The organism is Methanosarcina sp. UBA411 (assembly GCF_002495725.1).
Taxonomy (GTDB): domain Archaea; phylum Halobacteriota; class Methanosarcinia; order Methanosarcinales; family Methanosarcinaceae; genus Methanosarcina.
Genome location: NZ_DAGK01000002.1, coordinates 13,467 through 38,214 on the forward strand (window position 1 = coordinate 13,467; position 24,748 = coordinate 38,214).

Below are 24,748 nucleotides of genomic sequence, written 5' to 3' on the forward strand. Positions count from 1 at the left end.
TTCATCTCAGATAAAGTTTGCTTAGAATCGATTTGCTTAGAACCTTTCCCTTACATTCCCTTACTTACCATTATATTTCCAATATTCCAGTACATTTTCCTTACATCTAGCGCATTTCGTTACACTCCAGTACATTTTGTCAAGTAAGGAAAAGACACGATTTTCTATAATATATCTCTAATAATTCAGTTCTGCTAATATTTAACATTGGTCATTAATTTAATATGAATTTGAATAAATTCAATCAATACCACACAAATTTGAATGCGGATTTCCCCTATATTCTCTTTAAGAGAGTTCCATTTTATTCGAGATATATAATATTTTACCTGATATTAGCCACAGTTTCTCTATTTTTTCTGTAGCTTTATCTAGAGTTTCAATTTCAGAGATTAGTATGAAATTAAAGATCGAATTGTAATCTAACTTATTGAGTTTTGTGGCATAATTGTATAGTTTCACGATAGTTTTATTAGTTGAATATTCAACCCCGAAATAGATAATGCTCGCAAGAATCAATCATAAATATGATTATACCTATCATAAGTTGATACAAACAGAAGCCTGATTAACTGCCTGACATATCTGACCATTTAATTTGATTATTTAATTCACTGCTTTAACAATGAGCAAACAAAAACCTGTCTGACTAAATCTGCTTCTCTTTTATAGAAGCTATAAGAAATTGATAGAAATTATAAGCAAAAGAATTATAAAGGTGATCCCAGGATGCATAAGACACTTAATCTGGAAGAATTAGTTGCCGCAAAGCAACTTGAGAAAGAAAAGGATAAAGAATGCGGTGATCTGAAAATTGAAGAACTCTATGACCTTATAATCCCTCCAGGCACCGTTGTGTCTATTATTTACGACATTGTTGAAGAGTTCGGACTTGAGCCTGTAACTAGGAAGATGTTCGTAGGCGTAGCAAACAGTGAAGAAAGAGAACTACTGGTTCTCCGTGGTCCTCTGGAAAAGGTTCAGGCTGCTGAGAAATTCCTCTATGAAGAAATGAAAGCCTGGATAGAAGGCCAGTAACCCGTTAAATTTTCTAAATTCGGTTAAATCTCAAGTAATCACTTTAAGCTTTCTCAATCCGGTTAAATTTCTTCAGGCCAGTAACCTGGAGAACAAAAAATTCCGGATTGAAAAAAACAATAAATTAATCTTTTTTGAAGAAAACGCAGAGATAAACTTAAAGAATTAAATTTTAAAAGATTAAACTTAAAAGATTAAACTTAAAAGATTAAACTTAAAAGATAAAAAATGTCATGAGATAAAAGGTATTAAAAAGAAAATACGGGCAGGAAGGTTCCGATTATTCGGAACATATGCCTGTAATGCTTTCCCTTGAGAAATCAAATACCGTAACTCTATCTGTTTTATCATACATATCGAGTTTAGAGCCAGCTTCAATTTTTCCGATAATGGCAGCTGTAAGCCCAGCTTCTTCAAAAACCTTTATGCATTCTTCGGCCTTTTCCGGATCTGCTGTAAATACGTAGCCTGTTCCGGGGTGTACTTTTAGCCATTGTTCAAAATCCACGTTGTCAGGTTTCGGGACTTTTTCAAGGTCTACAGCTGCGCCAACTCTGCTTGTTTCACAAAGCATCCCAAGTGTCCCTATAAGCCCGGGATTACTTATGTCTTTACCTGCAGTAGCAAGTTTTCGTGTCGCAATTTCCTGGGTTACAAGATAGCTCTGCCTGATCACTGCCGGGGCTTTAAACGATGTAGTATCCCAGCTATAAGGTGAATTTGGCCCTATTTTTCCATCCATATCATAAGCTGCAATAACAAAGTCTCCGGGTCGAGCGGTATCACTCCGGATAACACAATCTTTCTTCACTATCCCGATAATAGCAACGGAAATGGAATTATACTCAGTATCAGGATGGACGTGCCCGCCTACAACCGGAACCCCGAACTTCCTGACCCCTTCAGCCAAACCTTCCATGAGTTCCTTACAGGCCATCTCGGAGTTCGAGGAAGCGATATCTACCATAGCAAGAGGCTTACCTCCCATTGCTGCTATATCGTTTACATTAACTACTACAGCTCCATAGCCTGCCCACCAAGGACTGGCATCCAGTAGCCTTCCCCAGATACCATCTGCTGCAAAGAGGATAACATCGTCTCCTCCGATATCGATAACTGCCGCATCGTCTCCAAAATCAACGATCGCGTTCTGATACTCTGGACGGACGGCTTCGAAAATAGAAACAATGCCCTCAATCTGCTTTTTTCGGGTAACCCCTTCGAAGTTTTTTATCCTTTCTGCGAGCTCTTCAAGGTTCAATGTCAAGCTTCCTTTTGTTTTTAAATAAATAAAACTATTACAGTAGTATAAATAAGAATATTTTAATATAGTATGATATGAGAATTTCAATTCTATAAATACAAGTATGACAATAAACACATATAAGTAATCAGTAGTACGAATATGGAAATATATCAGTAATACAGATAAATATCAGTAATACAGATAACCTTATTAGTAAGCTATCGATAACCTCAGATAGATTACGAACCTTCTCCTGTGAAAGAATCCTGAGATATTTTGTGAGTACATATTCCGTTAATCCTTTATCTTTTTTATTCTTGTTTTACAAAAAAGAAGCGACAGCTTTTTATTAAATATATCTATCCTATTAAGGCAATCTAATACAATTTCTAATATATAAAAATTATATACTAATAAAAAGGATTGACAAAAATGGTAGCAAAAGTTGATGCCGATTCCTGTACAGGCTGTGGAACTTGTGTAGATGAATGCCCAGCAGCTGCAATTTCTCTCAATGATGATATTGCAGTTGTTGATGAAAACGAATGCCTTGATTGCGGTGCATGTGAAGACGCCTGCCCAAACAACGCAATCACAATTGATTAATATTATAAGTAGAATTTAAGGCACGTTTTTAAAATGGATATGAGAAGCGGAGTAACTCTACTCCGTCTTTTCATTTGATCCTGAACTCTTAGTTAAAAGTGTTTTTCAATTCTGGAGCTAAAAATTACTCCTCCTATTGGAATGTAATTCTTAGACTGAGAATCCCTGCTTATTTCAAGCTTTTTGCTTTCCGTTTTCCTTAAGGATTTTTCTTGCTCTTTCAATATCCTCTTTTGTCTGGATTTTTATTAGTTTTCTACGCTCTTCGCTCATCTGCGACATATCCTGAGCAAGGAGTCCGTAAGCATCAGCTCTGCACTGCCTGCAGTGGCGCATCTGCAAGACATAAGGTTCACACGCCTGCTGGGCAGCTTTTCTTTCTTCTGCAGTAGGTGGCTCAATGTTTGCAAAAGCTCCCTGGTTAATAAGGGGCATGATATTCATTATATAGACCCCGAGTTCATTGACTTTTCTGGCAATCTCAACCACATGTTTGTCATTAATGCCAGGGATGAGCACGGTATTTACTTTGACTACAATTCCTGCGTCTACAGCTGCTTTGATGCCCTCAAGCTGGTTCTTTATTTGGATTTTCGCGCCTTCGATTCCCTTGTAGATCTTTCCATGATAAATTACATGATCCACGATTTTTGCCTGAATCTCTGGGTCGATTGCGTTTAGTGTTACCGTTAATGTAGAGACTCCTACGCGCAAAATGTCATTCAGCTTTTCGGGAAGCAGGACCCCGTTTGTACTCATACATAGTGTAAGTTCCGGAAACTCTTTTTTTATCAGTTCAAAGGTCTCAAAGGTCTCTTTATTGGCAAGAGGGTCGCCAGGGCCTGCAATTCCGACAACCTTGATAAAAGGATAGTCATTTAGGACCTGCCTTGTCTTTTCAAGGGCTTCCTGCGGAGTAAGAACCTTACTCGTAACCCCTGGGCGGCTTTCATTTACGCAGTCAAACTCCCTGACGCAGAAATTACATTGGATATTACATGAAGGAGCCACAGCCAGGTGAATTCTCCCGTACTTATGCTGGGCTTTCCTGTCATAGCAGGGATGGTCGGCAATTTTTCTCAGGAGCTCCTCTTCAAATTTGGGGCTGTTGATCTCAGTTATAGGATTGTTTTCTTCTGGCAAATATGTTCTCCTCCATTCGGAGTTTAAAAGTATAATAGAACCTCAATACAGGGGATTTCAGGATGTCTACCCCAATTTACGATACACCCCTTGATATACATTTTGAATCATTCTGGAATCTAGGAGAATTTTAGTATCCTTCCTTAGGTTCCTGCAGTTTCAAAATTAATATTCATATTAAAATATCTTTAAACATATAAAAACCCAGCATAAGATAACAATCTCAATGAATTAATATCTCAATGAACTCAAATCTCAAAGAAATTTCCGGAAAAAGTTGCGGGAATGATTATAAATATTCTAAAAATTCTCAGGATAAACGTTTTCAGTTTTCCTTATTCAGAGAAATTGTCCATTTCGCACCATTTGCCTTCTCCTTCCCAAACCCTGACCTGAAGCGGAAAGCCAAATCTCTCCAGTAGGCGTGAGTGAATATGCTGGCAGAGGTGTTCGGAACTTGGAAATTCAAGGATTTCATTTAACAGGATATGGTCGTATTCTTTAAGAGTTTCCTTGATTCCCTTCTTCAGATCGTAAAAGTCGATGACCATTCCATTTTCCCTAACTTCTCCTTCTACTAGAACTTCAATTTTATAAGTATGACCGTGTACTCTTCCGCATTTTCCGTGCCCTGGAAGGTAATGTGCACTATCAATGTAGTCAATAACACCTAATCTCATTTTTGTCATCTGATACACTCCGTTTTCAATAAAATGTTTTTCAAGCTTTTATTTCGGCACTTCAGTGCGTTCTTTGTTTTCTTTAATTCCGATTATAGACAACCCCACATCCTGTGAGTCTGGGGGATAACTCGTGTGTCTATGATTTCAAGCAGGTTTTTCTGCAGTCCCATAATATTCTGTACGGATGCCTGTATAGATTGCGGATTCATTACATCGCGTCCAATAGGGGTTTCAGGCTGGAGGATTACACAGGATACGTAAGGGGCTATAGCTTCCACGGCTGGAGTTACAGTTTCTAATTCTGTGTTGCTATCTACAACAATCTTGCAAAAGCAATCCCTTGAATGGTTTTTTCTCAGCAGCCTGAAGCACTCTACAGTATTTTCCATATGTGCTTCCCGGACTTCAGATCCTATACCCCGGAGTGATTCGGGAAGTTTGAAGTCGCCAGACACGTAAGTTACCTTTTCAGTAAGCTTTCTGGCCTGCTCAGGAAGGGTCATATTGGACTCAAGGTAAAGCGGCGAGTCTAAATTCAACTTATCTATGAAATCCGCATGCAGAAGAGGTTCTCCTCCTGTCAGGGAGACTGAATGGAGCTTTTTGAAAGGCTTCATTATAGCTTCGAGCTGGCCGATACTCACAGGGTTTTTAATTTTCTCAAAACTTCCGCTCCCTTCAACCTGTTCATAATCACATGTTCCGGGGTTTGCAAAGTCCGTATCACAGTAATTGCAATTGAGGTTGCAGCCAGAAAAGCGGACAAAAGCCTGCCTTGCTCCTACATACGGACCCTCGCCCTGCACAGAACAGAAAACCTCCCTTATAGGGGCCGACATAAAATCCGAAGATGCCATTATACAACCCCCAGAGGCCTGGACTTTCTCAGGTCTTTTTCTATATCTTCAAACTCGCGGACGTAGGCTTCTCCTACAGCCTGCATGAAGCTTGCAACCATTTTGTCTTCTCCTATCCCGGCCTCTTTCAGATTTCCGTATATGTCATGAGAGACATTGATACCGAAGTGGATCTTCTGGGAAACTGCAGAGGTACTGGCAATCGAGACTGTCAGTTTCTTTCCTTTCAGGAAAAGATCATCTCCTTCCCGTGTTGTCTTCACTCCGAGATCTGCAAGGTGTTCTCTTACAAGAGCTGTAAAAAGACGCTGCCGCGCATAGATAAGTTTCAGGTCCGTAGAATCAAAGTGTTCTATAATGAAACTTACCATATCTTCGGACCAGATTGATTCGTTTGCTCGTCGGTCTTCAAGGTCGATCATGTGCTCGATTTTTACGTCGCAGGCTCCTCTAAAAACTACAACCGAGTCTTCTTGAACTCCAAAACTGTTGTAGGCCCAGAGAGAGGAAATCTGGCTCCCGTCATAATCAAATTTCTCAGGTAAAACAATGCATTTCATAGAATTCTCTCTGCAAGTTTTTCTGTAATTCTTTAATGTACTTTATCGACATCTGATCCGAATTTTTTAGATCAGAGTCCAAGCCTCTCCAGAAGAGGGTCTTTTACACCTGCGTTCTTAAACGCACGTGCCCTGCGCACGCAGCTTTCGCATTTTCCGCAGGGAATTTTTCCTCCTTGATAGCAACTCCAGCTGTACTCAAGAGGAGCTTTTGCTTCGAGAGCTCTTCTAACGATTTCGGTTTTTCCAAGTTCGATTAGAGGAGCTAGTATTTTTACCCCATTTTGAGTGGAGTAAGAAAAAGCTCTGTCCATTGCCTGCACGTAGGCAAGAGAATTGTCAGGGAAAGTGCCTGCCTCTTCCCCATTAAAGCCTACTACAAGGTAATCACATCCCCTGCTTTCGGCAAAGCTTCCTGTAATATTGAGCATTACCCCGTTTCGGTTAGGAACCCAGACAGCTTTTGCTGAGGAGTCTGTAATTTCTGAAGGGGCCGCTTTGTCAATGTCCTCAAGCGATAAGGATGGGACTTCAACATCCCTGTTAACTAGAGAGGTAGAAGTTATTTCCGAAAGCCAGTCCAGTTTTATGATCCTGTGTTCAATTCCGAAATATTCGCATACCTTTTGTGAGTACTCAATTTCCCTCTCTCTTGCCCTCTGTCCATAATCAAAAGTAATAGCCATCTCAATGTCAAGATCTTCCGCTGCGATTGCGAGAGCCGCAACTGAATCAAGCCCGCTACTCAGGAGGGTTATAGCTTTCATTTTTACTCACTAGTTAAACGTTATATAACTCACGATTTTAACTCACGAATTAAAATCAAAAGAAATAAAGATTGTTGTCAAATTTCAACAGGAAATTTTATTGAGTTTACTTTTTAGGATTACCGAAGTTTATTCTTCAAAGATTCTTGGGATATTCTCCAGAGAATACTCCAATAATATTGGCAACTCATATTTAAACGTAGCTGTCTTCTTAATGGGTCTCAAGAATCGGCTTGTGAATATGTGTTGCTCCAGATTAATTCCAAGTGTAAGTGGGAACGGTAGCTCCAATTAAGGTTTAAATTTAAGCCTTAAATTTAAAAACTACTGCTCTAAAACCTAATTCAAGAACTCTACTTATAAAATTTCAATTCTTGGAGAAGGCTCTAAAAAATCTGTTTTACCGAATTCTTTTTAGCAAACAGCACTATATATTGAATAGGGAAAGCTAATCGAAGAGGTGGGAATACTTGATTGGAATTATTTCGGACTCACACGACAACATGAATGCTATCCGGAAAGCGGTAAAACTTTTTAATGAAAAAAAGGTAAAAGCCGTGCTACATGCCGGAGATATCGTTTCTCCATTTACTGCAAGAGCCTTTAAGGAATTGGAGCCAAAACTTTACTTTGTATTCGGAAACAATGATGGAGATAAAGTAACACTTACAAAATGGTTTGAGGAAATAGGAGCTACCTCCTGTGGAAATTTTGGAGATCTGATAATTGACGGACTGCATATTGCCCTTCTTCATGGGACAAATGAGGCCCTGGTCAAAGCGCTTGCCAAATCAGGAGATTTTGATGTAGTAGTCCGGGGTCATACCCATGATCCAGATGTCAAAATAATAGAAGGGGTTCCTGTTATAAATCCAGGGGAATCTTCAGGTGTGCTTTCCGGAAAGTCAACAGTTGCAATACTTGAGATTGCAAACCTTAATGTTGAGATAATTCAGCTTGACTTTGACTGATTTTATTTCTTTCTTATTTTTTAGCGTGCTTTGGATTCTTTTGATACTTTTGACTCGGTGAACCGATTATAGTTATCTGGGGGTAATGCCGGAATGTATAAGCTCTCACGCAGTTTCCATTTCAACCTTGTCTGAAACATTTCTTATTAAAGGTTGTTTACTCAGAAAGACTGCATACCCTAAAAAAGTTGTAACAGCGTGGAATCAGCAGCATTCAATACTGTTATGCATATCTTATATGATTGAAGGTTTAATGCTATTGATTTATTAGGTCAATCACCTTAAGTAATACATAATTTTGAACCATATAATTTGAACCGATAAACATAAAAAAAATAAAATGATGGTCTTAACCTTATCGTCATTTCAATATTACAACAGAAATATCTGAAAATTTAAAACATTGTTTGTTTTAGATTTAACAATATTTCTTTAGATATGCGGAGTGTATAGCTTTATGGAAGACTTAATAATTTATTTACTGATTGGTGCTGCAGCAGGTATTTTAAGCGGATTATTTGGGATTGGTGGTGGGGTTATAATTATTCCTGCACTAATCTTTTTACAAGGATTTTCTCAATTAAAGGCACAGGGAACTTCTCTAATCGCACTGCTTCCACCTGTTGGCATACTTGCATTTCTTGAGTATTATAAAAGAGGATATACTGACGTATATGCAGGTATAGTCATCTGTATTGCTATGGTTATTAGTGCCAAATTCGGAGCACAATTAGCAAACATGCTTCCACTTGAGGTATTAAGGAAGGCTTTCGGCATATTTGTTATTTTAGTAGGAATAAAAACTTATTTGGGAAAATAAGAATTTTAATACTTACCAAGAGTGTCAGTAATTATTTAACTTAGACAAAATTGGTCTATTATGATTCAACATAAATCGGAAAAAAGGTGATAAACCCCGGTAAACTATACCCTCATAATTTGTAGGAACCTCTGAAGCCTTGAAGCCCCAGAGCTCCTGAAAAAGGAATAAAATTAATATGAAGAGTATTTTTTCTTCGCAGTTCGTGTATCTCTCGTATAATCTCTTCTATTCGTATTGCGAGAATCACTTTGAGAATCATTCCGAGAATCATTCCGATAGCCGTTACGAGTTCCACTGCGATATTCGCCAGCATTCTTTGAGCTTCTTCCCTTTGATTTCTGGGCAAGTTCCACAAAGGGCTTTCGGCCTCTCTTTTTGTCTTTGAAGATTTCGAGCAAGGCTGAAGCCTGGGCAAAGGGTAAGGTTACGAAGGAAAAGTGAGGGAAAATTTCTGCATCCCTTATTTTCAGGTCGCTTTCTCCTGTTTCTTCCTGTAGGAACTCGCACAGCTTCTCAGGAGTCATGCCGTCGGCTTTCCCAATTGCGATGAAAAGCCTGGTTTTGCCTTTCCGATCGACATATGAACTTCCGGAGATCTCTGCATACATGCTTTCATCGAACATTTCCTTAAAAGAATACTTCAGGAGAGCAGCCAGGATCTTTTCAGCTGGGTATTCCTCAAGAAGCTTTTCACTCATCTCAAGGCAGTCGCCATATTCCTCTGATTTTATAGTCTCCTCGAGTTCGGCTTTTACTCTTGCCCTCTTGGCTTTTATTACATCTTTTATCTCGGGAATCCGCCCTCTCTTCATTTCGGACTTTGATGTCTTTTTTATGTAGGTGAGCCGCCTGTATTCCGTGGATGTAACAAAAGTGATTGCAGTTCCCTGCTTTCCTGCTCGACCTGTTCTTCCTATCCTGTGCACGTAGGATTCAGGGTCTTGAGGCAGGGAATAGTTGATTACATGGGTCAGATCCATGATATCGATACCCCGAGCTGCAACATCGGTTGCTGCGAGGATGTTTATTTTTTGTTTTCTGAACCTGTTAAGAATTTTCTCCCTTTCATGCTGGGAAAGGTCGCCGTGCAGGGCATCGGCTGCATAACCCCGATCTCCAAGCTTCTGGGCGAGCTGGGCAGTATCAGTTTTTGTTCTGCAGAATACAAGCCCGTAGAATTCATCTTCAATATCGATAATTCTGCACAGAGCTTCGAATTTGTCATTTTCCCGGACTTCGAAATAAATCTGCTCGGTGAGGTTTGCATCAAGCTCTTCTTTATCAATGGCAACATGCTCATAATTCTTCATATATTTCTTGATGATCCCAAGGATCGGTTTTGGCATTGTAGCTGAAAAGAAAAGCATTCGCTTATCAGGCCCGGTTGCCTTTAGAATTTCCTTAATATCGTCAATAAAGCCCATGTTAAGCATTTCGTCGGCTTCATCTAGCACAAAATATCCAATGTCCTCAAGGTTCAAACTCTTCCTCTCAAGGTGGTCAATGACCCTTCCCGGAGTTCCCACAACGATGTCAACTCCACTTTTCAGCATCCTGAGCTGCTGGGTCATGGACTGTCCCCCATAAATTGGAACGATGTGCAACTTCTTATCCCCTTTCAGGGAATTGAGTTCTTCTGAAACCTGGATTGCCAGTTCTCTAGTAGGGGTCAGGACTATTGCCTGCACCTTTCCTGATTTCTCCGGAATTTTTTCTATAATGGGGGCTCCGAAAGCCGTTGTTTTCCCGGTTCCTGTCTGAGCTTGCCCTATAATATCACATTCTCCTTTCAAAAAAAGCGGGATGACCTTTTCCTGAATTGGGGTTGGTTCTTCAAACCCTTTCTTTTTTAGGGCTTTTAACGTACTGTCTGAAAGCCCCAATGCCTTAAATTTTGCTAGTTTTTCCATGTACTCACTCAAATATTGACAATTTTTACAGATCGTGCAACTTGCAGGTCTGCTACATATATACTCTGCCGCATACCCGGCAGTATCCTTTGCGGAAGAGGCCACTTATCAAAACCGGTACATGATACCAGCTAAAAACAGGTAAACACGCCGTATAAATGGTTAATATCCCCGGGAATGCGAGAAGGTGCCTAAGGACCAGGGAAATTCAAACCGATATACATAAAACTTATACAGCAAAATTAGATTTTCTTGGATAAGTTCCGGACGCTTTTTTGAGTTCTTCCCTGTGATACAGGCAGACTGAATTATTAGATTAAATAATATTAGATTAAATAACCTTTAACTTGAATAGTAACCCTGTACTCTTTTTCCTATATATAACTCTTTGCTACCCTTTTAGTGAGATCTTTAATAATAAAAGCTTTCATTATCCGGAAAAACCCTTAAATCATACACTGCCAATTTTCAGAAAATTTGACTTATAGGTAGTAATTGCCTTAGATGTATGGGCAGTAATTACAATACAGATCGCAGTTGCAGATTTAATAGAATGCTTAGAATTACAGCCAGTGCTTAAAGATAAAATAAGGCTTCAGATAGGACTTTTTGGACAAGAGTGAATAAAGTTTATGATACTAGCTATTCATTAGTACCAGCCATGAAAACAAAGTTCATCGGTCAACATCTCTTTAAGAAGGTTCAGTCTATCGATTGAATTTCTGATCTGTTCAGGCTTGTCCATAATTTCTTCACACCCGGTTTCTTCCTGGATTGTTGTGATCCTCAAAAGTTCGGCAAAATTAACGCACTCATCCAGAAAGCTGTTGAACAGCTTGCGGGCCTTTACAAGATCACCCGAAGTCCTGAAGTCAGGCTGGACAGTTTTTTCGTACTCTGCTCTCTGTTTCATTTCTGATACCAAGAGGCGCGACTCGACATAATCCCTAGCATTTAGAAGATCCCCGAGCTTCCTGATATCAGTCCCTACATGCTGAGTAAAGTAAGCAATTTCAAAAGCCCACTGTTTATCAAAATTAATCTCCGGACCTGTATTGGGAAAAGGAAGTCTACTCGTTAACCAGCATCTCCTGTTCATCTTTTCATTCTTTCAATATTAACATGCTAGAGGAAAGAATAAAAGCTTAACTAATTTTCTGGCTCTTAATAGTTTTTCTGGAATTTTACCTGAGTAATCATCGGATTCCTTACTCTCACTCAGTTCCTATATTGTTTGTAATTTCTATTAATTCCAGAAATTTCCGAATAAGGTCTGACTTGAGGCAACTTTCTTAGTCTCCTGACATGTATAGGGATATGTTTTAATATTGTCATGTTGATTTTTTTCTTAAAAGGGGTTGGGTAAAATGCAACTGGAATACAGCGTCAGAGGAGCAAAACTTTCGGATCTGCATAAAATCATGGTACTTTATAAGGCTGTTGCATCCCACTCAGGCGGGATCGCAAGGCAAGCCGATGAGGTCACTGAAGCTTATGTCCGAAACTTTATTGAGAGATGTCATGAGACAGGAATCATTCTGACAATTGAAGATCCTTCAAATCCTGAATTCCTGATCGCGGAAGTTCACACTTGCAGCCCGGGTATAAGGGTTTTTTCGCATCTTTTCAGCGACCTTACAATAGCTGTGCATCCAGACTATCAGGGTAAAGGGATAGGATCATTGCTCTTTCGAACCCTTTTTAAAGAAATAAAATCAAAGCATCCTGAGATCCTCAGAGTTGAACTCATTGCAAAGGAAAGCAATCAAAAAGCCATAAGATTTTACAAAAAATTTGGTTTCAGGGCTGAAGGTAGGCTTGAAAAGCGAATTTCTGGCAAAGCCGGAGAACTGGAAGCTGACATTCCTATGGCCTGGATTCGGCAGGAATGAAGACACTTTTTAAGGAAAATAAACAAAGTTAAACTTTCTAACTAAGAGTTTTTATAACTGTTTCCTAGATAAAATTAATAAGCTAGAAAAGGTAGATTCCCGAATCCATTGCCATTACTATGCTCATAGCAGCTATTTCTCAGATTAGCTGACAAGCGTTTATGGCAAAAATATTTACGATTTTATCTTAAAAAAGTACTCGTAAAGCACGAAGAAAAGAAAGATGATGCTGTGGGGACTGAAGTGGGAACTGAGGTAGAGAGAAAGATCTTGTGAGGCAAACAAAGTAAAGAAATCAATAAAAATAGAAATTAAAAGAAAACAATTAAGACACTTTCAAAATCGGCAGTGTTGATAGATACAGAAATCAATAAAAATAGAAATTAAAAGAAAACTAGAAATTAAGAGAAAACGCTTTTTCTGCCTGAATGGCTTTTTAAAGGAATCCCTCTAGAGGATTCCCTTAGATGCCATACTTAGATCGGAGAACATTAAGTATTGTTTTTCAGTAATAAAAATTGAAAAAAATTAAAAGCAGGATCAAAAAAGAATTAATTAAATATTAAATTCTTATTTTGAAGGTGCTGCTTTTGGAGTGTCTACTTTTGGAACCACTATTTTTATAAATTCTTTAGCACCAGTCTTTGCTCTTTCATTAGAGATTGATATACAATCTTTTGGGCACCCATTAACGCATTCAGTGCACATAATGCATCTAAATACATTGAGTTCCCATGTTTTGTCTGCCTTAGTAACTGTTATTGCATCAGGTGGACATTTCTTTTGACATAGTCCGCAGAGAATACAGTTATCAGGGTTGAAAACGATTCTTCCTTTGAACTCTTTAAAAGGTGCCCTTACCTCGAAGGGATAAAGTCTGGTAGCAGGTTTACGAGAAACATTTGCTAATACAAGGTTTAACATGCCCATTAATATCACCCTTCTTTTTATCTTTCAGTGCAGCTAATGCAGGGATCTATAGTAAGTACAACTATAGGCACATCAGCGAGTTTGACGCCTGGTAACATAAGTAACAGTGAAGGTATGTTTGCAAAGGTAGGTGTCCTTACTTTAAGTCTCTCCAGGTTTTTGGTACCATTACCTTTCACATAGTATACAACTTCACCTCTGGGCTGCTCTGCTCTCATAATCGCCTCACCAGTAGGGAAACCCTTTACACGTGTTGCAATCTCACCATCAGGCAGCTTGGAAATTGCATTCCTTACCAGCTTAATAGATTCGTATATTTCATCGATTCTTACTTTGGTTCTGCCGTAACAATCTCCTTCTTTTTCGGTAGCTGTCTTAAAACCGAGATCCCTGTAGATATCCCAGTCTGCGGTATTTCTCACATCAACAGCATTACCGCTTCCTCTTAGTGTAGGACCAGCAGTTCCTGCCTCATATGCAAGCTGCTTTGACATTACACCTAATCCCACAAGCCTTTTCTTTACGGTGTAATTGTTTACAAACACTTTTTCTATATTTTTGACTTTGGGTTCCAGGTCATCAAGAGTCTTCAGAATCTGATCAATCTGTTCTTTAGTCAAATCTCTGGAAGCTCCTCCAACTTTGGACATGGAGTGTATAACTCTGTTTCCAGTGAATCTCTCTAACAAATCCAGTACATCTTCTCTGTACTTCCAGCACTCATAAAAGAGACTTTCAAATCCGAAACCATCTGCGAACAGGCCAAGCCAGAGAAGGTGACTGTGAATTCTGCAGAGTTCACTATTTATTACTCTTAAATACTGAGCTCTTTCAGGGATTTCGACATCGAAGAGTTTTTCGACTGCCCTTGAATAAGTTATACCGTGGATGCCACTGCAGATTCCACAAATTCTTTCGCAGATGTACATCGTTTGGTTGTAGTCCTTTGTGTCTATGAATTTCTCAAGCCCTCTGTGTACGTAGCCCAATGAAGGAAGTACTCCAACAACAACATCGTTGTCAATCTCGAGTTTTAGCGAAACTGGTTCGGGTAAAACGGGGTGCTGAGGACCAAAAGGTATTACGGTTGTCATGTGATTCTCCTCTCAAATGCTTTAAGCCAAAGGAGTTTTTGGACTGTTTGGCGTTAAGTAAAGGTGGCCCTTATAGTCGATTGCTAAACCTTCGAAGGTCAATCCGAAGAGATCCTGGTACTCATTCTCAATCAAAAGTGCACATAGGTAAATACCTGATACACTCTTGGGTTTCTCACCGGGTTTTACAAAGTACCTCAGGTGCTTTAGTTTGTCATCTTTCTCGAAGACATATATTAACTCATGGCCTTCGTTAGCTTTCAGGCATATCATAGTAACGTATCGATAGCCATCACTTTTCATACCCTCAACAGCTTTTAGCACTTCTGGCATGCTTTTAATTTCTGTTATGTTTTGAATCACATTATCAGGCATTGGATGGCACCTCGTTTCCTTTCAATTTTACTTCCTTTCCTTTGATATTCCCTTTCTTCTTCTCTTCAAGTATTGAAAGTGCTGCTACTACGCCATCAAGTATGGCTTCAGGCCTTGGGCAGCATCCGGGAACATATGCATCTACAGGTATGACCTGGTCTACTCCACCTATCACATTATAGCAATCGTGGAATATTCCACCTGTAGATGCACAGGCGCCTACAGCTAAAACGACTTTTGGATCAGGAATCTGGTTGTAAATGTTTTTAAGCACATTTACACTTTTATAATTCACTGAGCCTGTAACTACCATTATATCAGCTTGCTTGGGAGTACCGATGTTTAGAACACCGAATCTTTCAGCATCATATAGAGGAGTAAGACAAGCTACTACTTCAATATCACAGCCATTGCAACTGTTCACGTTTACATGTATAATCCATGGGGATTTTGCCAAACTCATAAGTGTCCCTCTTTTTAAGCTAATTGGGCTCCGCTAACGTACAGGAATGCTATGTTCACAATCGAAATTATTAGCAGAACTGACCAACTCAGTTTGAGCATCCACTGCCAGTATACTCTTGCAGTAATGTTGTCTATAACAATTACAAGCAAGTAAGCAATGATACCTATAAGCACACCTATTATTGGGGTTGATGCCCAGAATAAGAATATGAGTCCAGTTAAGAACACGTATTCATAGAAGTGTGCAATCTCAATGGTGGCAAACCCTGGCCCTGAATATTCGGTTGTCATACCTTTAACCAGCTCTTGGTGACCGTGGTGAGAGGTTGAATAGTCAAAGGGTGACTTTTTCAATTTTATATTCAGAACAACTATCATTGCTAGGAATATAAGAGGCGTATACATCAGCAGAGGAGTGGATGCATCTAACAGTGCAGATAGTTTGAAAGTGCCGGTAAGCAAGTAGATTGCAAGGGCATATAAGATTAAAACTGGCTCATAGGACAGTATAGCCATTATTTCCCTTGAACTTCCTACTCTGGCGTATGGGGAACCAGTGCTCATTCCTCCTACAATTAGAGCTACCGAAGCTACTGTGTACACGAAGATTATCATCAAGAAGTCCTGTTCGAAGACTAACATCAAGAGGCTCAAAATGATAAAGACCAGGTACACGACTGCATAAAAGTTTTGAGATGCATTTACAACCATGTTGTCTTTGCTAAGGAGCTTCTTAACATCATAATATGGCTGCAAAAGAGGAGGACCTACTCTACCCTGCAATCTTGCGGTGATTTTCCTGTCAACTCCTGAAGCTAAACAGCCGATGATAGGAGCACCAATTAAAACAAGAACAGCTAATAAAATATTGTTCATAATACTCCTCCTGCCAGTGCAATTACAATAAGAATTATGGAAATCGCGTATCCTAGTGTTGTAAGTTTACTTTCTCCAAAAGTATTCTGGAGATATATGTTAGATACGCTGCTTTTCTCGTAACTGCAAAGCCCATTTCTGAACATCAATCTGTCCCTTTCAAGGTTGTTTTCCCCACACATATAATAGCTAGTCATACGAGGTTTGAACATACTCTTGGTAGCAAGATAGATCAGAATAGCTAGAGCAAGCACTACAAATATTGCTGCATAGGCAAATGCCCCTATTTCAGTGGTAAATTGTCCAGCCTGTCCGGAGATTGTAGGAACAGCTTTGAGCAAAATATTTACCTGAGGTTCAATGAAATAATGGTATATTGAGAATACAAAAATACTTGTAACTACAATGGCTAATCCAAGGAAGGACAGTGGGAAATAAGTTTCCGGTTTTTTATGCGGAACTGCATTTTTGTCCATGCTGGATGATAAGATTGTTCCAAGCCACTTAGCGTAGTAAACTGTAGTGAGTGCACTCCCAAGGATAAGGAAGACTATGACAACAGGGTTGCTTGAAGCAGCTTCCATTGACACCCACTTTGTGAGCAGTACTCCGAAAGGAGGTAAGAGCATGGAGACCATTCCCAGAGCTGCAAGAGTGGTGAGAAGAGGAGCCTTCTTTATTAATCCTGACATGTCCTCGATATCTCTGCTTCCGATAGTGTGCTCAATTTCACCTGTGCACAGGAAGAGGAGAGCTTTTGATATTGCGTGGAACAGGATAAGCATAATCGCAGCAGCTACAGCCAGAGGTGTACCAATTCCGGCGCTTGCGATAATTAATCCAAGATTTGCAATGGTTGAATATGCAAGTACTCTTTTAGCATTTCTTTGAGATAAGGCTAAAGCTGAACACATAACGAAGGTAAAGCTACCGTAAACTGCGATGGCTGTTCCGAGGGAGGTGTTAGCATAAGCTGGTACAAGCTTGACAATTAAGTAAACACCTGCGTTTACCATCGTGCTTGAGTGAAGTAATGCCGAAACAGGAGTGGGAGCTACCATTGCCCCTAAGAGCCAGCTTTGGAAAGGCATCTGAGCAGATTTTGCAAAGCCTGCAATGCAGAGTAAGGCAACAGGAAGAGCTACAGCAGCAGCAGCAGCGTCAGTTCCGACTCCGGAAAGGGTAGAGATATTGAACTTAGTACTGAGTAAGATGATGGCTATCGAAAAAGTAATTCCACCAACCAGGTTTAAAGCCAGCGCCCTGAAACCGTTGTTTATTCCTTCCTGGTCCATGTTATATGAGATCAACACGAACGAACATAGAGTTGTGATTTCCCAGAAAAGAAACAGCCATCCCAGTGTGTCAACCATTACCAGACCATTCATGGCTGCCAGGAAGAAGCTCATTGTAAAGTAAAATGTCTTTTGTCTGTGCAGATGTCTGTGCTCTTCATAAATATCCATATAACCAGTTGCAAATAATATGATCGCAGTACCGACTATATTAACAATTAATATCATGACCTGAGAAAATTGATCGATATTAAAAGAAGCACCTTCAGCACCTGGAACATTGGCATAAGTGTAAGCAAATAAAGCTGCTGAAATTATTCCTAGTCCAAGTGTAGGCCAGTTTTTATATTTTGCTGAAACAGCAAGAATAAATAGTATTACTAGTACTTCTAGCACAAGGACAATATTTTCCAACATTGGGAAACTTGACTCAGAGACATCAAAGGCTCCAGCACCACCAGTTGGTAAACAATCCAATACTAAAGTAACTGATAAAACTACTCCAATTATGAAGAAAGCCCAAGCAAGAATTTTATATAGAGATTTGGGAAGGGCTACAAATAATAACGAAAACAGTAAGGGTACTAAAATTAATAGCATAACGGTGTTTTCTATCATACAGCGTATCCTCCGATCTATTAATCCTCCGATCTGTTTATTTTCTAACGTACGATGTTGGAATTTGCGCAGCTAAAAAACAGAACCCAATATATAGGACGCTTTTAGAACCTATATTTTATATTCTCGAATGGCATACTATATTGATTTCTCAGCTCAACTGCGCAATCCCTGAGTATATAAGAATATGGACTAATATTCCACAAATATTATAGTATTCTTATATTAAAATCACAAGAGATAATAATATGTGGATAATGTCGAGATAAATTCGACATGTTGCCAATTCTTAATATAACAAAGGCATATTTAAAGATAGTGATTTTCTTTTTAGATTTATATTACTAACGAGAATAATGGACAAAATAGCCCCCAAATATTGTTTTTCTTTTTGATTATATTTCTCGTTATAAATACTACTTAACGCCAACAGATACTACCAAATAATTCCAGTACTACTAAAATAGTATAAAGTAGCATGCACAAAGCTCTATTTAAATATAATGGTTTTAATTTATTACCCTGTTGCTCCCGAGATTTGTTTTTTGAATAGGCTGTAAATATCACAGTTTTTTAAATAAAAATACTAAAATAAAACGATAAAATAATAATTAAATTATTACAATAATTAATATAACAATGTGCTATTTAAATAAAGTGATTTTAACTTTACTTTTATATTAATTATGATTAACCATTTAAGTAACCATATTAATACTTTTATATAAATTTTGTTATATAACCGAGAGAAATAGTCATACTGTATACATAGACAATTGTATTTATATATAGAAAAATAGCAAGACAATCTATTTCATTGATATCAGGTAAATGAGACAGACGTAGTATAATAATACCTGATAATACCTGAGTTAGATGGAATATCTTATTACAATGATGTTCAAAACCTTTTCCTGGTTTAAGAGTTAATGTGTACCTAAACCGATAAGAGATATTAGTGAATATACTAGCTAGTGAATATACTAACATGAAAAATTTCGATTGAAAGTTCAAATATGATAAAAGTTGGACTGTGGGAACATTAAATGAGGGTTTAAGTATGGTTAAGTGTTCGATTTGCGGGAAGGACGAAAATTCACTGCTTAGAGTTAAGCACAGAAAGCTTGGCATAATAAAGCTCTGCTTTGAATGCTGGGAAGTGGAAAACAGCAACAAGAATCTACTTCCTTCATGCGGATGTGACTGTTGTAAATGAGTTCATTCTCAGATGTTTGTAATTACTTTCTTCACTCAATTTCCTTGCTGTTCTGGATACCGAGTTCAGTATTACGATCTGCCGATAAGCTTTAAATCCTGCAATTCAGGAGTCTTACTGGCTTAGTTTACAAGACAAATGTCAATTATTCAAATCAGAACAGTTATATATTCTTTAGCAATTTTTGGAAACATGATAAAAATGGAATCAGGGAGTATATCCAGAAAAAGAAGCTTTGTTTATACTATTCTCCTGTTTATCCTTGCAGGCATTTTTGAGATAGGAGGAGGATACCTTCTGTGGTTGTGGTTGCGTGAAGGCAGAGGCCTTCTTTTCGCATTATCAGGATCAATTATCTTGTTTTTATATGGAGTCGTGCCCACTTTTCAGCCGTCTTACTTTCACAGGATATATGCAACTTATGGTGGCATTTTTGTCGTTATGTCTATTTTATGGGGTTGGATCTTCGATAAAATCCCTCCTGATAATTATGATCTCATAGGCGCCCTGATAATTCTTATTGGAGTGTCAATTATTTACTACTGGCCAAGAGAAGATGATAACATATGATTGATTCCATCGTCTCTCTTGGTCTGTTTTTTCTGGCTGCACTTTTTGAAATAGGAGGAGGTTATCTTGTTTGGTTGTGGTTAAGGGAAAATAAAGGAGCATTATTTGGGCTTCTCGGAGGGCTGACATTAGCGATCTACGGAATAATTCCAACTTTTCAGCCTGCACATTTCGGCAGGGTTTATGCTGCCTACGGAGGAATCTTTATCGTTTCATCCCTGATCTGGGGGGCAATTATCGATAAGAAAAATCCCGACAAATATGAAATAATAGGGGCAGTGATTGCACTTGTAGGCGTACTTATAATGTTTTACATCCCTCGCTGACGAATTAGTATAAAGGAAAATTCAGGAAAAAGAAGAGGAAAGGAGAATAAAGAGGAAATTAAGACGAAAGAAAGTTTACTGAAGTAACAACACCTGCCAGAAATGTTTATTATGAAAATATATTTATAGATAAGCGATCTGCTTGAAGGTCTGTAATAATATTCTCATTTTGAGTGAGTGTAATCGCTACACTGCAACAGGGAGAGATATCCATGCTTCAAATATTCAAATCAACAGATTCCGGATTGGTAACCCTTGATCAGGTTGAAGACGGCGCATGGATTAATCTTATAAATCCAAAAGAGCAGGAAATAGTCTCCATCTCAAAAAATTTGAATATTCCAGTTGAACATCTTAAAGCTGCACTCGATGAAGAGGAGCGTTCCAGACTTGAAGTGGATGAAGGCTGTACTGTCGTATTAATAGATATACCCGTACCGAACACGAGCCTGCAGGATGGCGGAATTTATTTTACAATTCCCCTTGGGATTATAATTAACGACAAAAACATTGTTACAGTTTCTCTCCAGGAAAATTACGTAATTAATAGCTTTATCGAAAGGAGGATAAAATCTTTCTATACATTCAAAAAAACACGTTTTCTTTTACAGATCTTGTATAGAAACTCAAAGCTATATCTTCAATATCTCAGACGCATCGATAAAGCAAGTGATAAAATCGAGTCCAAATTGCATAAATCCCTGAAAAATGAAGAATTAATCCAGCTTCTTGAGCTGGAAAAAAGCCTTGTATATTTCTCTACATCTTTAAAAAGCAATGAAATAGTCCTTGAAAAAATCCTGAGATCCAATCCTGTAAAAATGTATCCTGAAGATACTGAGCTTCTTGAAGATGTCATAATAGAAAATAAGCAGGCAATCGAAATGGCAAATATTTACAGCAATATCCTGACAGGGACTATGGATGCATATGCATCGGTTATTTCCAATAACTTAAATATTGTCATGAAATTTCTTACTTCAGCTACAATCGTTCTGTCAGTCCCAACAATGGTTGCAAGCTTCTTTGGAATGAATGTTGACGTCCCTTTCGAGAATAATCCGCATGCATTTACAATTATTTTCATAATGACATTGGTTTCCTCGGTAGTTCTGGCTCTCACAATGGTAAAAAAACAGTTTTTCTGAATGTGGATTTTAAAATAAATCTTATCTGACTATCCAATTTTAAAAAGATGCGAAATCCAAGTCAGTAGACTCAATTATTAAAATTTGTCCCGAACCTGCTTCTTGATTGTTTGTGAGATTTTTTCCTCAATCTCCCATATCAAGGAAAAATTAGAAAAATGCAGGTAAAGCTTTGCCTGCATCACTTCCTGTACTCAAATATTATATGCAACTTCACCATGCTGCGTCTTGTCAAGTCCGATGTTTTCTTCACTTTCACTGACCTTAAGCCCTATAGTCCTGATGAGCACAAACCCTATCAGGAGGGTACAGAGAGCTGCATAAATAGCCGTAATGGCGACGCCTTCAAACTGAATAAGTAACTGGCTGGAATTTCCAAGAATGAGTCCAGTGGCCGACCCCACGCTTGCAAATATACCTGTCAGAAGCGCACCTGTTATTCCTCCTACTCCATGTACTCCAAAGGCATCCAGCGAATCGTCATATCCGAACCTTCCTTTAAGTTCTACAGCTTTGTAACACACGAAGCTTGTGATCACACCTATAGGAATTGCTGCAATTGGAGTTACAAAGCCTGCAGCTGGAGTTATTGCAACAAGTCCTGCCAGAACCCCTGTTGCAAATCCCAGAGCAGTTGGATGCCCCAGATGGTGCCATTCCAGTGCCATCCAGACAAATCCTGCGGCTGCTGGAGCTACTAGCGTTGTAATGAATGCAAGAGCTGCAATCTGATTTGCAGCAAGGGATGACCCCGCGTTGAACCCAAACCATCCAAACCAGAGCAGCCCGGCTCCAAGAAGCGTCAGAGTAACGTTATGAGGCTTTATTGAATCTACCCCATAGCCCCGCCTCTTGCCAAGGTAGGTTAAGATTGCAAGCGAGGAGATACCTGAAGTTATGTGAACAACCGTGCCTCCTGCGAAATCCAGAGCTTTTCCTGTTAGGAATCCGCCACCCCAGATCCAATGGCAGACGGGTGCATATACAAGAAGTCCCCACAGTGCGATGAACGCGAGGTAAGATTTAAACTTAACCCGGCCTACAATTGCACCTGAAATTAAAGCAGGTGTGATTATTGCAAACATTCCCTGAAACGCAACAAATGCATAGGTAGGAATTGTGCCTGTTACCGAGTATACATCAATACCGTTTAGTAATGCATGTCCAAGGCCCCCCACAAACCAGTTGCCCTCGGAAAAGGCAAGCGAATAACCTATTAATATCCATTCCAGAGCCATGACGCCCATTGCAACGAATGAATGCATCATGCTGCTCAAAACGTTTTTACGCTGGACCAGCCCACCGTAGAATAGAGCCAGTCCGGGAACCATTAATAATACTAAAGCAGATGAAATCAGTACCCACACTGTATCTGCTGCTTCGATAGCCATGTTTATCCCCTCATAACGCGTCAGGTCCGGCTTCGTTTGTGCGAATCCGTATTACGTCCTCAAGTGGAAGCACAAAGACCTTACCGCTTCCGATGTAGCCATCATTGCCTTTCGCTCCAGTCTTTATTGCTTCAATAATTGGTTGAAGGAAATGATCTTCCACTGCAATTTCGATCTTAATTTTTTCAAGCAGGTTTGCCTCATGCTCTATTGCCCTGTAAAGCTCCAGATGCCCTTTTTGTGCACCGTAACCAGCGACAGATGAGACTGTTAATCTGTTTACCTCAAGTTTCTGAAGCTCTCGTTTGACCGCATCAAGTCTTTCCGGCCTTATGATTGCGATTATATATTTCATCTCGACCACCAATCGGTAACTTGTGTCCTACTTTAAAGTATATAAAATTATCCATAAAGATTTAAATTATTTACACAGCTTGGAAAAAAGGTTCTAAATTAGAACTGGTTTTTTTCTATAGTTGTAGAGCCTAAAATGAGTTTTCCGCGTTTTCTGTAGTCAGAATAGATAGAGATATAGAAAAAAGAAATCCGAGTTATATAGTTCTGCTTTCCTGTTATCTAGCGATACTGTAAAAGGGCTTTTATTTAGCGAAAGCAGATTTAGGGATATGTTTGAAGAGATAGGAAGTATAAGAAACGAGGCTGATGAGATTTCCCTGCAAATTCTTGCCCTTTATAGGGACAGTATCAGTGAGATTCACCTCAATGAGCCTGAATCCGTGTCAGAATATTTTAAGCCGGAATATTCTCACTACGTTGTGGTACACACTCCTTTGAATATCCGGTTCCCTGAAAAAAGGGAAGAATGGAATATGCGCTTTTGCAGGGGTGCCGGAGTTTCGATTGTGGAACCTGTTGTAGCTGAAGCCGGCAGGATTTACGTAAAAGGGCTCATGGCAGTTAACGGGTCAAAAATCTATGCTATCCTTCCATTTACAGCAATAGATGCGGAAAAAACGAAGAAAGCGGCATATCCTGAAGACCGCATGGCACGTGTGCGGGAGCGGATGCTTCCTATTGTGCTCCCCGACATAAAAGGAGAAATAATCCTCGATATTGGCAGCGGTTTTGGAAACCTCACAATGGAGCTTGCAAAAAATAACCCGGATTCACAGGTTTACGGCATTGATATTCACGATTCCCTTACAGGTCAGTCACAGATGAATGCCGATGTCCTTAGTGTGTCAAATGTGGAGTTCAGGAACGGAAGTGCCTATGCCCTGCCTTTTGAAGCCGGTTCGGTGGATGTAGCTACTTGCTTTTTAATGCTTCATCATCTTGAAGACATTAAATTTGCCCTATTCGAGATAAAAAGAGTGCTTAAAAACGGGGGCCTGTTGATAGCAGTTGAGCCGCTTGCACATCAGCACCCACACGGCCCCCAACTCTCTGAGGCTGAGTGGAAAGAAATTTTCGAAAATGTCGGCTTCGCTGTAGAGGCTGAGAATATGGAAGGGGCGGCGATCCTGAAAGCTCTAAAAAGAGAATGAAATTATGTCACATCTCGGCTGCCGCTCGATAAACCAGTTCGTGTGGCATTCCTATTAGAACTCCGTGCTTATAGTACTCTATTTTCCGACTTCAAGCAGGAGCTTTAATTGCTTCCTCCGATAGGACCTCGACAAAGATCACAAAGTCATACTGGCCGAGTGCATAGTAATTGGCAAACGATTCGCCGCCCCCGCCTGGAATATCTCCTTTTCCCTTCACCCCTGTCAACAAAATATTTCATCTACTCAATAGCTTTTTGTGTCAGTTTTCCAAGGATAACATAAATTGACGTGCAGAAATGTATAATCGTTAAAGTATATAGTTTAATAGATATTTTTTTGGAAAAAGCACGCATTTGCAGGATATTGAACACTCTAATTTTCCAGTTTCTCCTCTCAAAAGGGTTATCTTTTGCAAATTGGTGAGAAGCATTGAGTAT

Annotated in this window: 27 protein-coding genes; 10 read left to right on the forward strand and 17 right to left on the reverse strand. The window is 39.3% G+C overall.

Going from position 1 to position 24,748, the window contains the following annotated elements:
• Nucleotides 1–729 precede the first annotated feature (729 nt).
• Nucleotides 730–1,038, forward strand: coding sequence for a hypothetical protein (locus BP861_RS00425; RefSeq protein WP_292371479.1), 309 nt, complete (start codon nucleotides 730–732; stop codon nucleotides 1,036–1,038).
• 280 nt (nucleotides 1,039–1,318) lie between these two features.
• Here the strand turns inward: BP861_RS00425 and BP861_RS00430 are convergent, their stop codons facing one another.
• Nucleotides 1,319–2,299, reverse strand: a complete 981-nt coding sequence (locus BP861_RS00430) for a methanogenesis marker 2 protein (protein ID WP_292371481.1) — start codon at nucleotides 2,297–2,299, stop codon at nucleotides 1,319–1,321.
• A 417-nt stretch (nucleotides 2,300–2,716) separates the two neighbouring features.
• Here BP861_RS00430 and BP861_RS00435 point away from each other — a divergent pair, with 417 nt between their 5' ends.
• A complete protein-coding gene (locus BP861_RS00435; protein ID WP_292371483.1) occupies nucleotides 2,717–2,890 on the forward strand; it encodes a 4Fe-4S binding protein in 174 nt (57 codons plus the stop codon).
• A 174-nt stretch (nucleotides 2,891–3,064) separates the two neighbouring features.
• On the opposite strand, the gene nifB is transcribed toward BP861_RS00435, so the two are convergent.
• The 5 genes from nifB to queC all read right to left on the reverse strand — a co-directional run bounded on the left by nifB (nucleotide 3,065) and on the right by queC (nucleotide 6,900).
• Nucleotides 3,065–4,033: a nitrogenase cofactor biosynthesis protein NifB gene (nifB, locus tag BP861_RS00440; protein WP_292371485.1), complete on the reverse strand. Its 969-nt coding sequence runs from the start codon at nucleotides 4,031–4,033 to the stop codon at nucleotides 3,065–3,067.
• Nucleotides 4,034–4,368: 335 nt separating this feature from the next.
• Nucleotides 4,369–4,722 (reverse strand): 6-carboxytetrahydropterin synthase QueD, encoded by a 354-nt coding sequence (queD, locus tag BP861_RS00445; protein WP_292371487.1) that lies wholly within the window; start codon nucleotides 4,720–4,722, stop codon nucleotides 4,369–4,371.
• A gap of 83 nt (nucleotides 4,723–4,805) precedes the next feature.
• A complete protein-coding gene (locus BP861_RS00450) occupies nucleotides 4,806–5,573 on the reverse strand; it encodes a 7-carboxy-7-deazaguanine synthase QueE (RefSeq protein WP_292371489.1) in 768 nt (255 codons plus the stop codon).
• Nucleotides 5,573–6,133: a DUF366 family protein gene (locus tag BP861_RS00455; protein WP_292371491.1), complete on the reverse strand. Its 561-nt coding sequence runs from the start codon at nucleotides 6,131–6,133 to the stop codon at nucleotides 5,573–5,575. The genes BP861_RS00450 and BP861_RS00455 overlap by 1 nt, the downstream gene beginning before the upstream one ends.
• Before the next feature lie 71 nt (nucleotides 6,134–6,204).
• Complete coding sequence (gene queC / locus BP861_RS00460; protein WP_292371493.1) at nucleotides 6,205–6,900, reverse strand: 7-cyano-7-deazaguanine synthase QueC; 696 nt, start codon at nucleotides 6,898–6,900, stop codon at nucleotides 6,205–6,207.
• A gap of 470 nt (nucleotides 6,901–7,370) precedes the next feature.
• On the opposite strand from queC, the gene BP861_RS00465 reads away from it, so the two are divergent.
• Both BP861_RS00465 and BP861_RS00470 read left to right on the forward strand, forming a co-directional pair.
• A complete protein-coding gene (locus BP861_RS00465) occupies nucleotides 7,371–7,871 on the forward strand; it encodes a metallophosphoesterase (RefSeq protein ID WP_292371495.1) in 501 nt (166 codons plus the stop codon).
• 457 nt (nucleotides 7,872–8,328) lie between these two features.
• The gene (locus BP861_RS00470) at nucleotides 8,329–8,691 is read left to right on the forward strand and encodes a sulfite exporter TauE/SafE family protein (protein WP_292371496.1); all 363 of its coding nucleotides are present in this window, start codon (nucleotides 8,329–8,331) and stop codon (nucleotides 8,689–8,691) included.
• A gap of 173 nt (nucleotides 8,692–8,864) precedes the next feature.
• Here the strand turns inward: BP861_RS00470 and BP861_RS00475 are convergent, their stop codons facing one another.
• Nucleotides 8,865–10,604 (reverse strand): DEAD/DEAH box helicase, encoded by a 1,740-nt coding sequence (locus BP861_RS00475; RefSeq protein WP_292371498.1) that lies wholly within the window; start codon nucleotides 10,602–10,604, stop codon nucleotides 8,865–8,867.
• 649 nt (nucleotides 10,605–11,253) lie between these two features.
• Entirely contained in the window at nucleotides 11,254–11,703 is a 450-nt protein-coding gene (locus BP861_RS00480; RefSeq protein WP_292371500.1) for a hypothetical protein, read from the reverse strand.
• A 268-nt stretch (nucleotides 11,704–11,971) separates the two neighbouring features.
• Here BP861_RS00480 and BP861_RS00485 point away from each other — a divergent pair, with 268 nt between their 5' ends.
• Nucleotides 11,972–12,496, forward strand: a complete 525-nt coding sequence (locus tag BP861_RS00485) for a GNAT family N-acetyltransferase (protein WP_292371502.1) — start codon at nucleotides 11,972–11,974, stop codon at nucleotides 12,494–12,496.
• A gap of 570 nt (nucleotides 12,497–13,066) precedes the next feature.
• Here the strand turns inward: BP861_RS00485 and BP861_RS00490 are convergent.
• The 6 genes from BP861_RS00490 to BP861_RS00515 are packed head-to-tail and all read right to left on the reverse strand — an operon-like array spanning nucleotide 13,067 to nucleotide 18,149.
• On the reverse strand, nucleotides 13,067–13,420 hold the full coding sequence (locus tag BP861_RS00490; protein WP_292371503.1) for a 4Fe-4S dicluster domain-containing protein: 354 nt from the start codon (nucleotides 13,418–13,420) through the stop codon (nucleotides 13,067–13,069).
• Between the two features lie 23 nt (nucleotides 13,421–13,443).
• Nucleotides 13,444–14,520: a nickel-dependent hydrogenase large subunit gene (locus tag BP861_RS00495; protein WP_292371504.1), complete on the reverse strand. Its 1,077-nt coding sequence runs from the start codon at nucleotides 14,518–14,520 to the stop codon at nucleotides 13,444–13,446.
• A gap of 21 nt (nucleotides 14,521–14,541) precedes the next feature.
• On the reverse strand, nucleotides 14,542–14,895 hold the full coding sequence (locus BP861_RS00500) for an NADH-quinone oxidoreductase subunit C (RefSeq protein ID WP_292371506.1): 354 nt from the start codon (nucleotides 14,893–14,895) through the stop codon (nucleotides 14,542–14,544).
• Nucleotides 14,888–15,358, reverse strand: a complete 471-nt coding sequence (locus BP861_RS00505; RefSeq protein WP_229396110.1) for an NADH-quinone oxidoreductase subunit B family protein — start codon at nucleotides 15,356–15,358, stop codon at nucleotides 14,888–14,890. Before BP861_RS00505 ends, BP861_RS00500 begins: the two co-directional genes overlap by 8 nt.
• A 14-nt stretch (nucleotides 15,359–15,372) precedes the next feature.
• The gene (locus BP861_RS00510; RefSeq protein WP_292371510.1) at nucleotides 15,373–16,236 is read right to left on the reverse strand and encodes a respiratory chain complex I subunit 1 family protein; all 864 of its coding nucleotides are present in this window, start codon (nucleotides 16,234–16,236) and stop codon (nucleotides 15,373–15,375) included.
• A complete protein-coding gene (locus tag BP861_RS00515; RefSeq protein WP_292371511.1) occupies nucleotides 16,233–18,149 on the reverse strand; it encodes an NADH-quinone oxidoreductase subunit L in 1,917 nt (638 codons plus the stop codon). Before BP861_RS00515 ends, BP861_RS00510 begins: the two co-directional genes overlap by 4 nt.
• Before the next feature lie 1,060 nt (nucleotides 18,150–19,209).
• On the opposite strand from BP861_RS00515, the gene BP861_RS00520 reads away from it, so the two are divergent.
• The 4 genes from BP861_RS00520 (at nucleotide 19,210) to BP861_RS00535 (ending at nucleotide 21,409) form a co-directional block, all read left to right on the forward strand.
• On the forward strand, nucleotides 19,210–19,365 hold the full coding sequence (locus BP861_RS00520; RefSeq protein ID WP_292371513.1) for a hypothetical protein: 156 nt from the start codon (nucleotides 19,210–19,212) through the stop codon (nucleotides 19,363–19,365).
• A 192-nt stretch (nucleotides 19,366–19,557) separates the two neighbouring features.
• Complete coding sequence (locus BP861_RS00525) at nucleotides 19,558–19,935, forward strand: YnfA family protein (protein ID WP_292371515.1); 378 nt, start codon at nucleotides 19,558–19,560, stop codon at nucleotides 19,933–19,935.
• A complete protein-coding gene (locus tag BP861_RS00530) occupies nucleotides 19,932–20,261 on the forward strand; it encodes a YnfA family protein (RefSeq protein ID WP_292371516.1) in 330 nt (109 codons plus the stop codon). The genes BP861_RS00525 and BP861_RS00530 overlap by 4 nt, the downstream gene beginning before the upstream one ends.
• Nucleotides 20,262–20,473: 212 nt before the next feature.
• Nucleotides 20,474–21,409, forward strand: coding sequence for a magnesium transporter CorA family protein (locus BP861_RS00535; protein WP_292371518.1), 936 nt, complete (start codon nucleotides 20,474–20,476; stop codon nucleotides 21,407–21,409).
• A 194-nt stretch (nucleotides 21,410–21,603) separates the two neighbouring features.
• On the opposite strand, the gene BP861_RS00540 is transcribed toward BP861_RS00535, so the two are convergent.
• Nucleotides 21,604–22,800, reverse strand: coding sequence for an ammonium transporter (locus tag BP861_RS00540; RefSeq protein ID WP_292371520.1), 1,197 nt, complete (start codon nucleotides 22,798–22,800; stop codon nucleotides 21,604–21,606).
• 10 nt (nucleotides 22,801–22,810) lie between these two features.
• Nucleotides 22,811–23,155: a P-II family nitrogen regulator gene (locus tag BP861_RS00545; protein ID WP_292371522.1), complete on the reverse strand. Its 345-nt coding sequence runs from the start codon at nucleotides 23,153–23,155 to the stop codon at nucleotides 22,811–22,813.
• Nucleotides 23,156–23,426: 271 nt separating this feature from the next.
• Here BP861_RS00545 and BP861_RS00550 point away from each other — a divergent pair, with 271 nt between their 5' ends.
• Nucleotides 23,427–24,308 (forward strand): class I SAM-dependent methyltransferase, encoded by an 882-nt coding sequence (locus tag BP861_RS00550; protein ID WP_292371524.1) that lies wholly within the window; start codon nucleotides 23,427–23,429, stop codon nucleotides 24,306–24,308.
• Nucleotides 24,309–24,399: 91 nt separating this feature from the next.
• Here the strand turns inward: BP861_RS00550 and BP861_RS00555 are convergent, their stop codons facing one another.
• A complete protein-coding gene (locus tag BP861_RS00555) occupies nucleotides 24,400–24,540 on the reverse strand; it encodes a hypothetical protein (protein WP_292371525.1) in 141 nt (46 codons plus the stop codon).
• Nucleotides 24,541–24,748 lie beyond the last annotated feature (208 nt).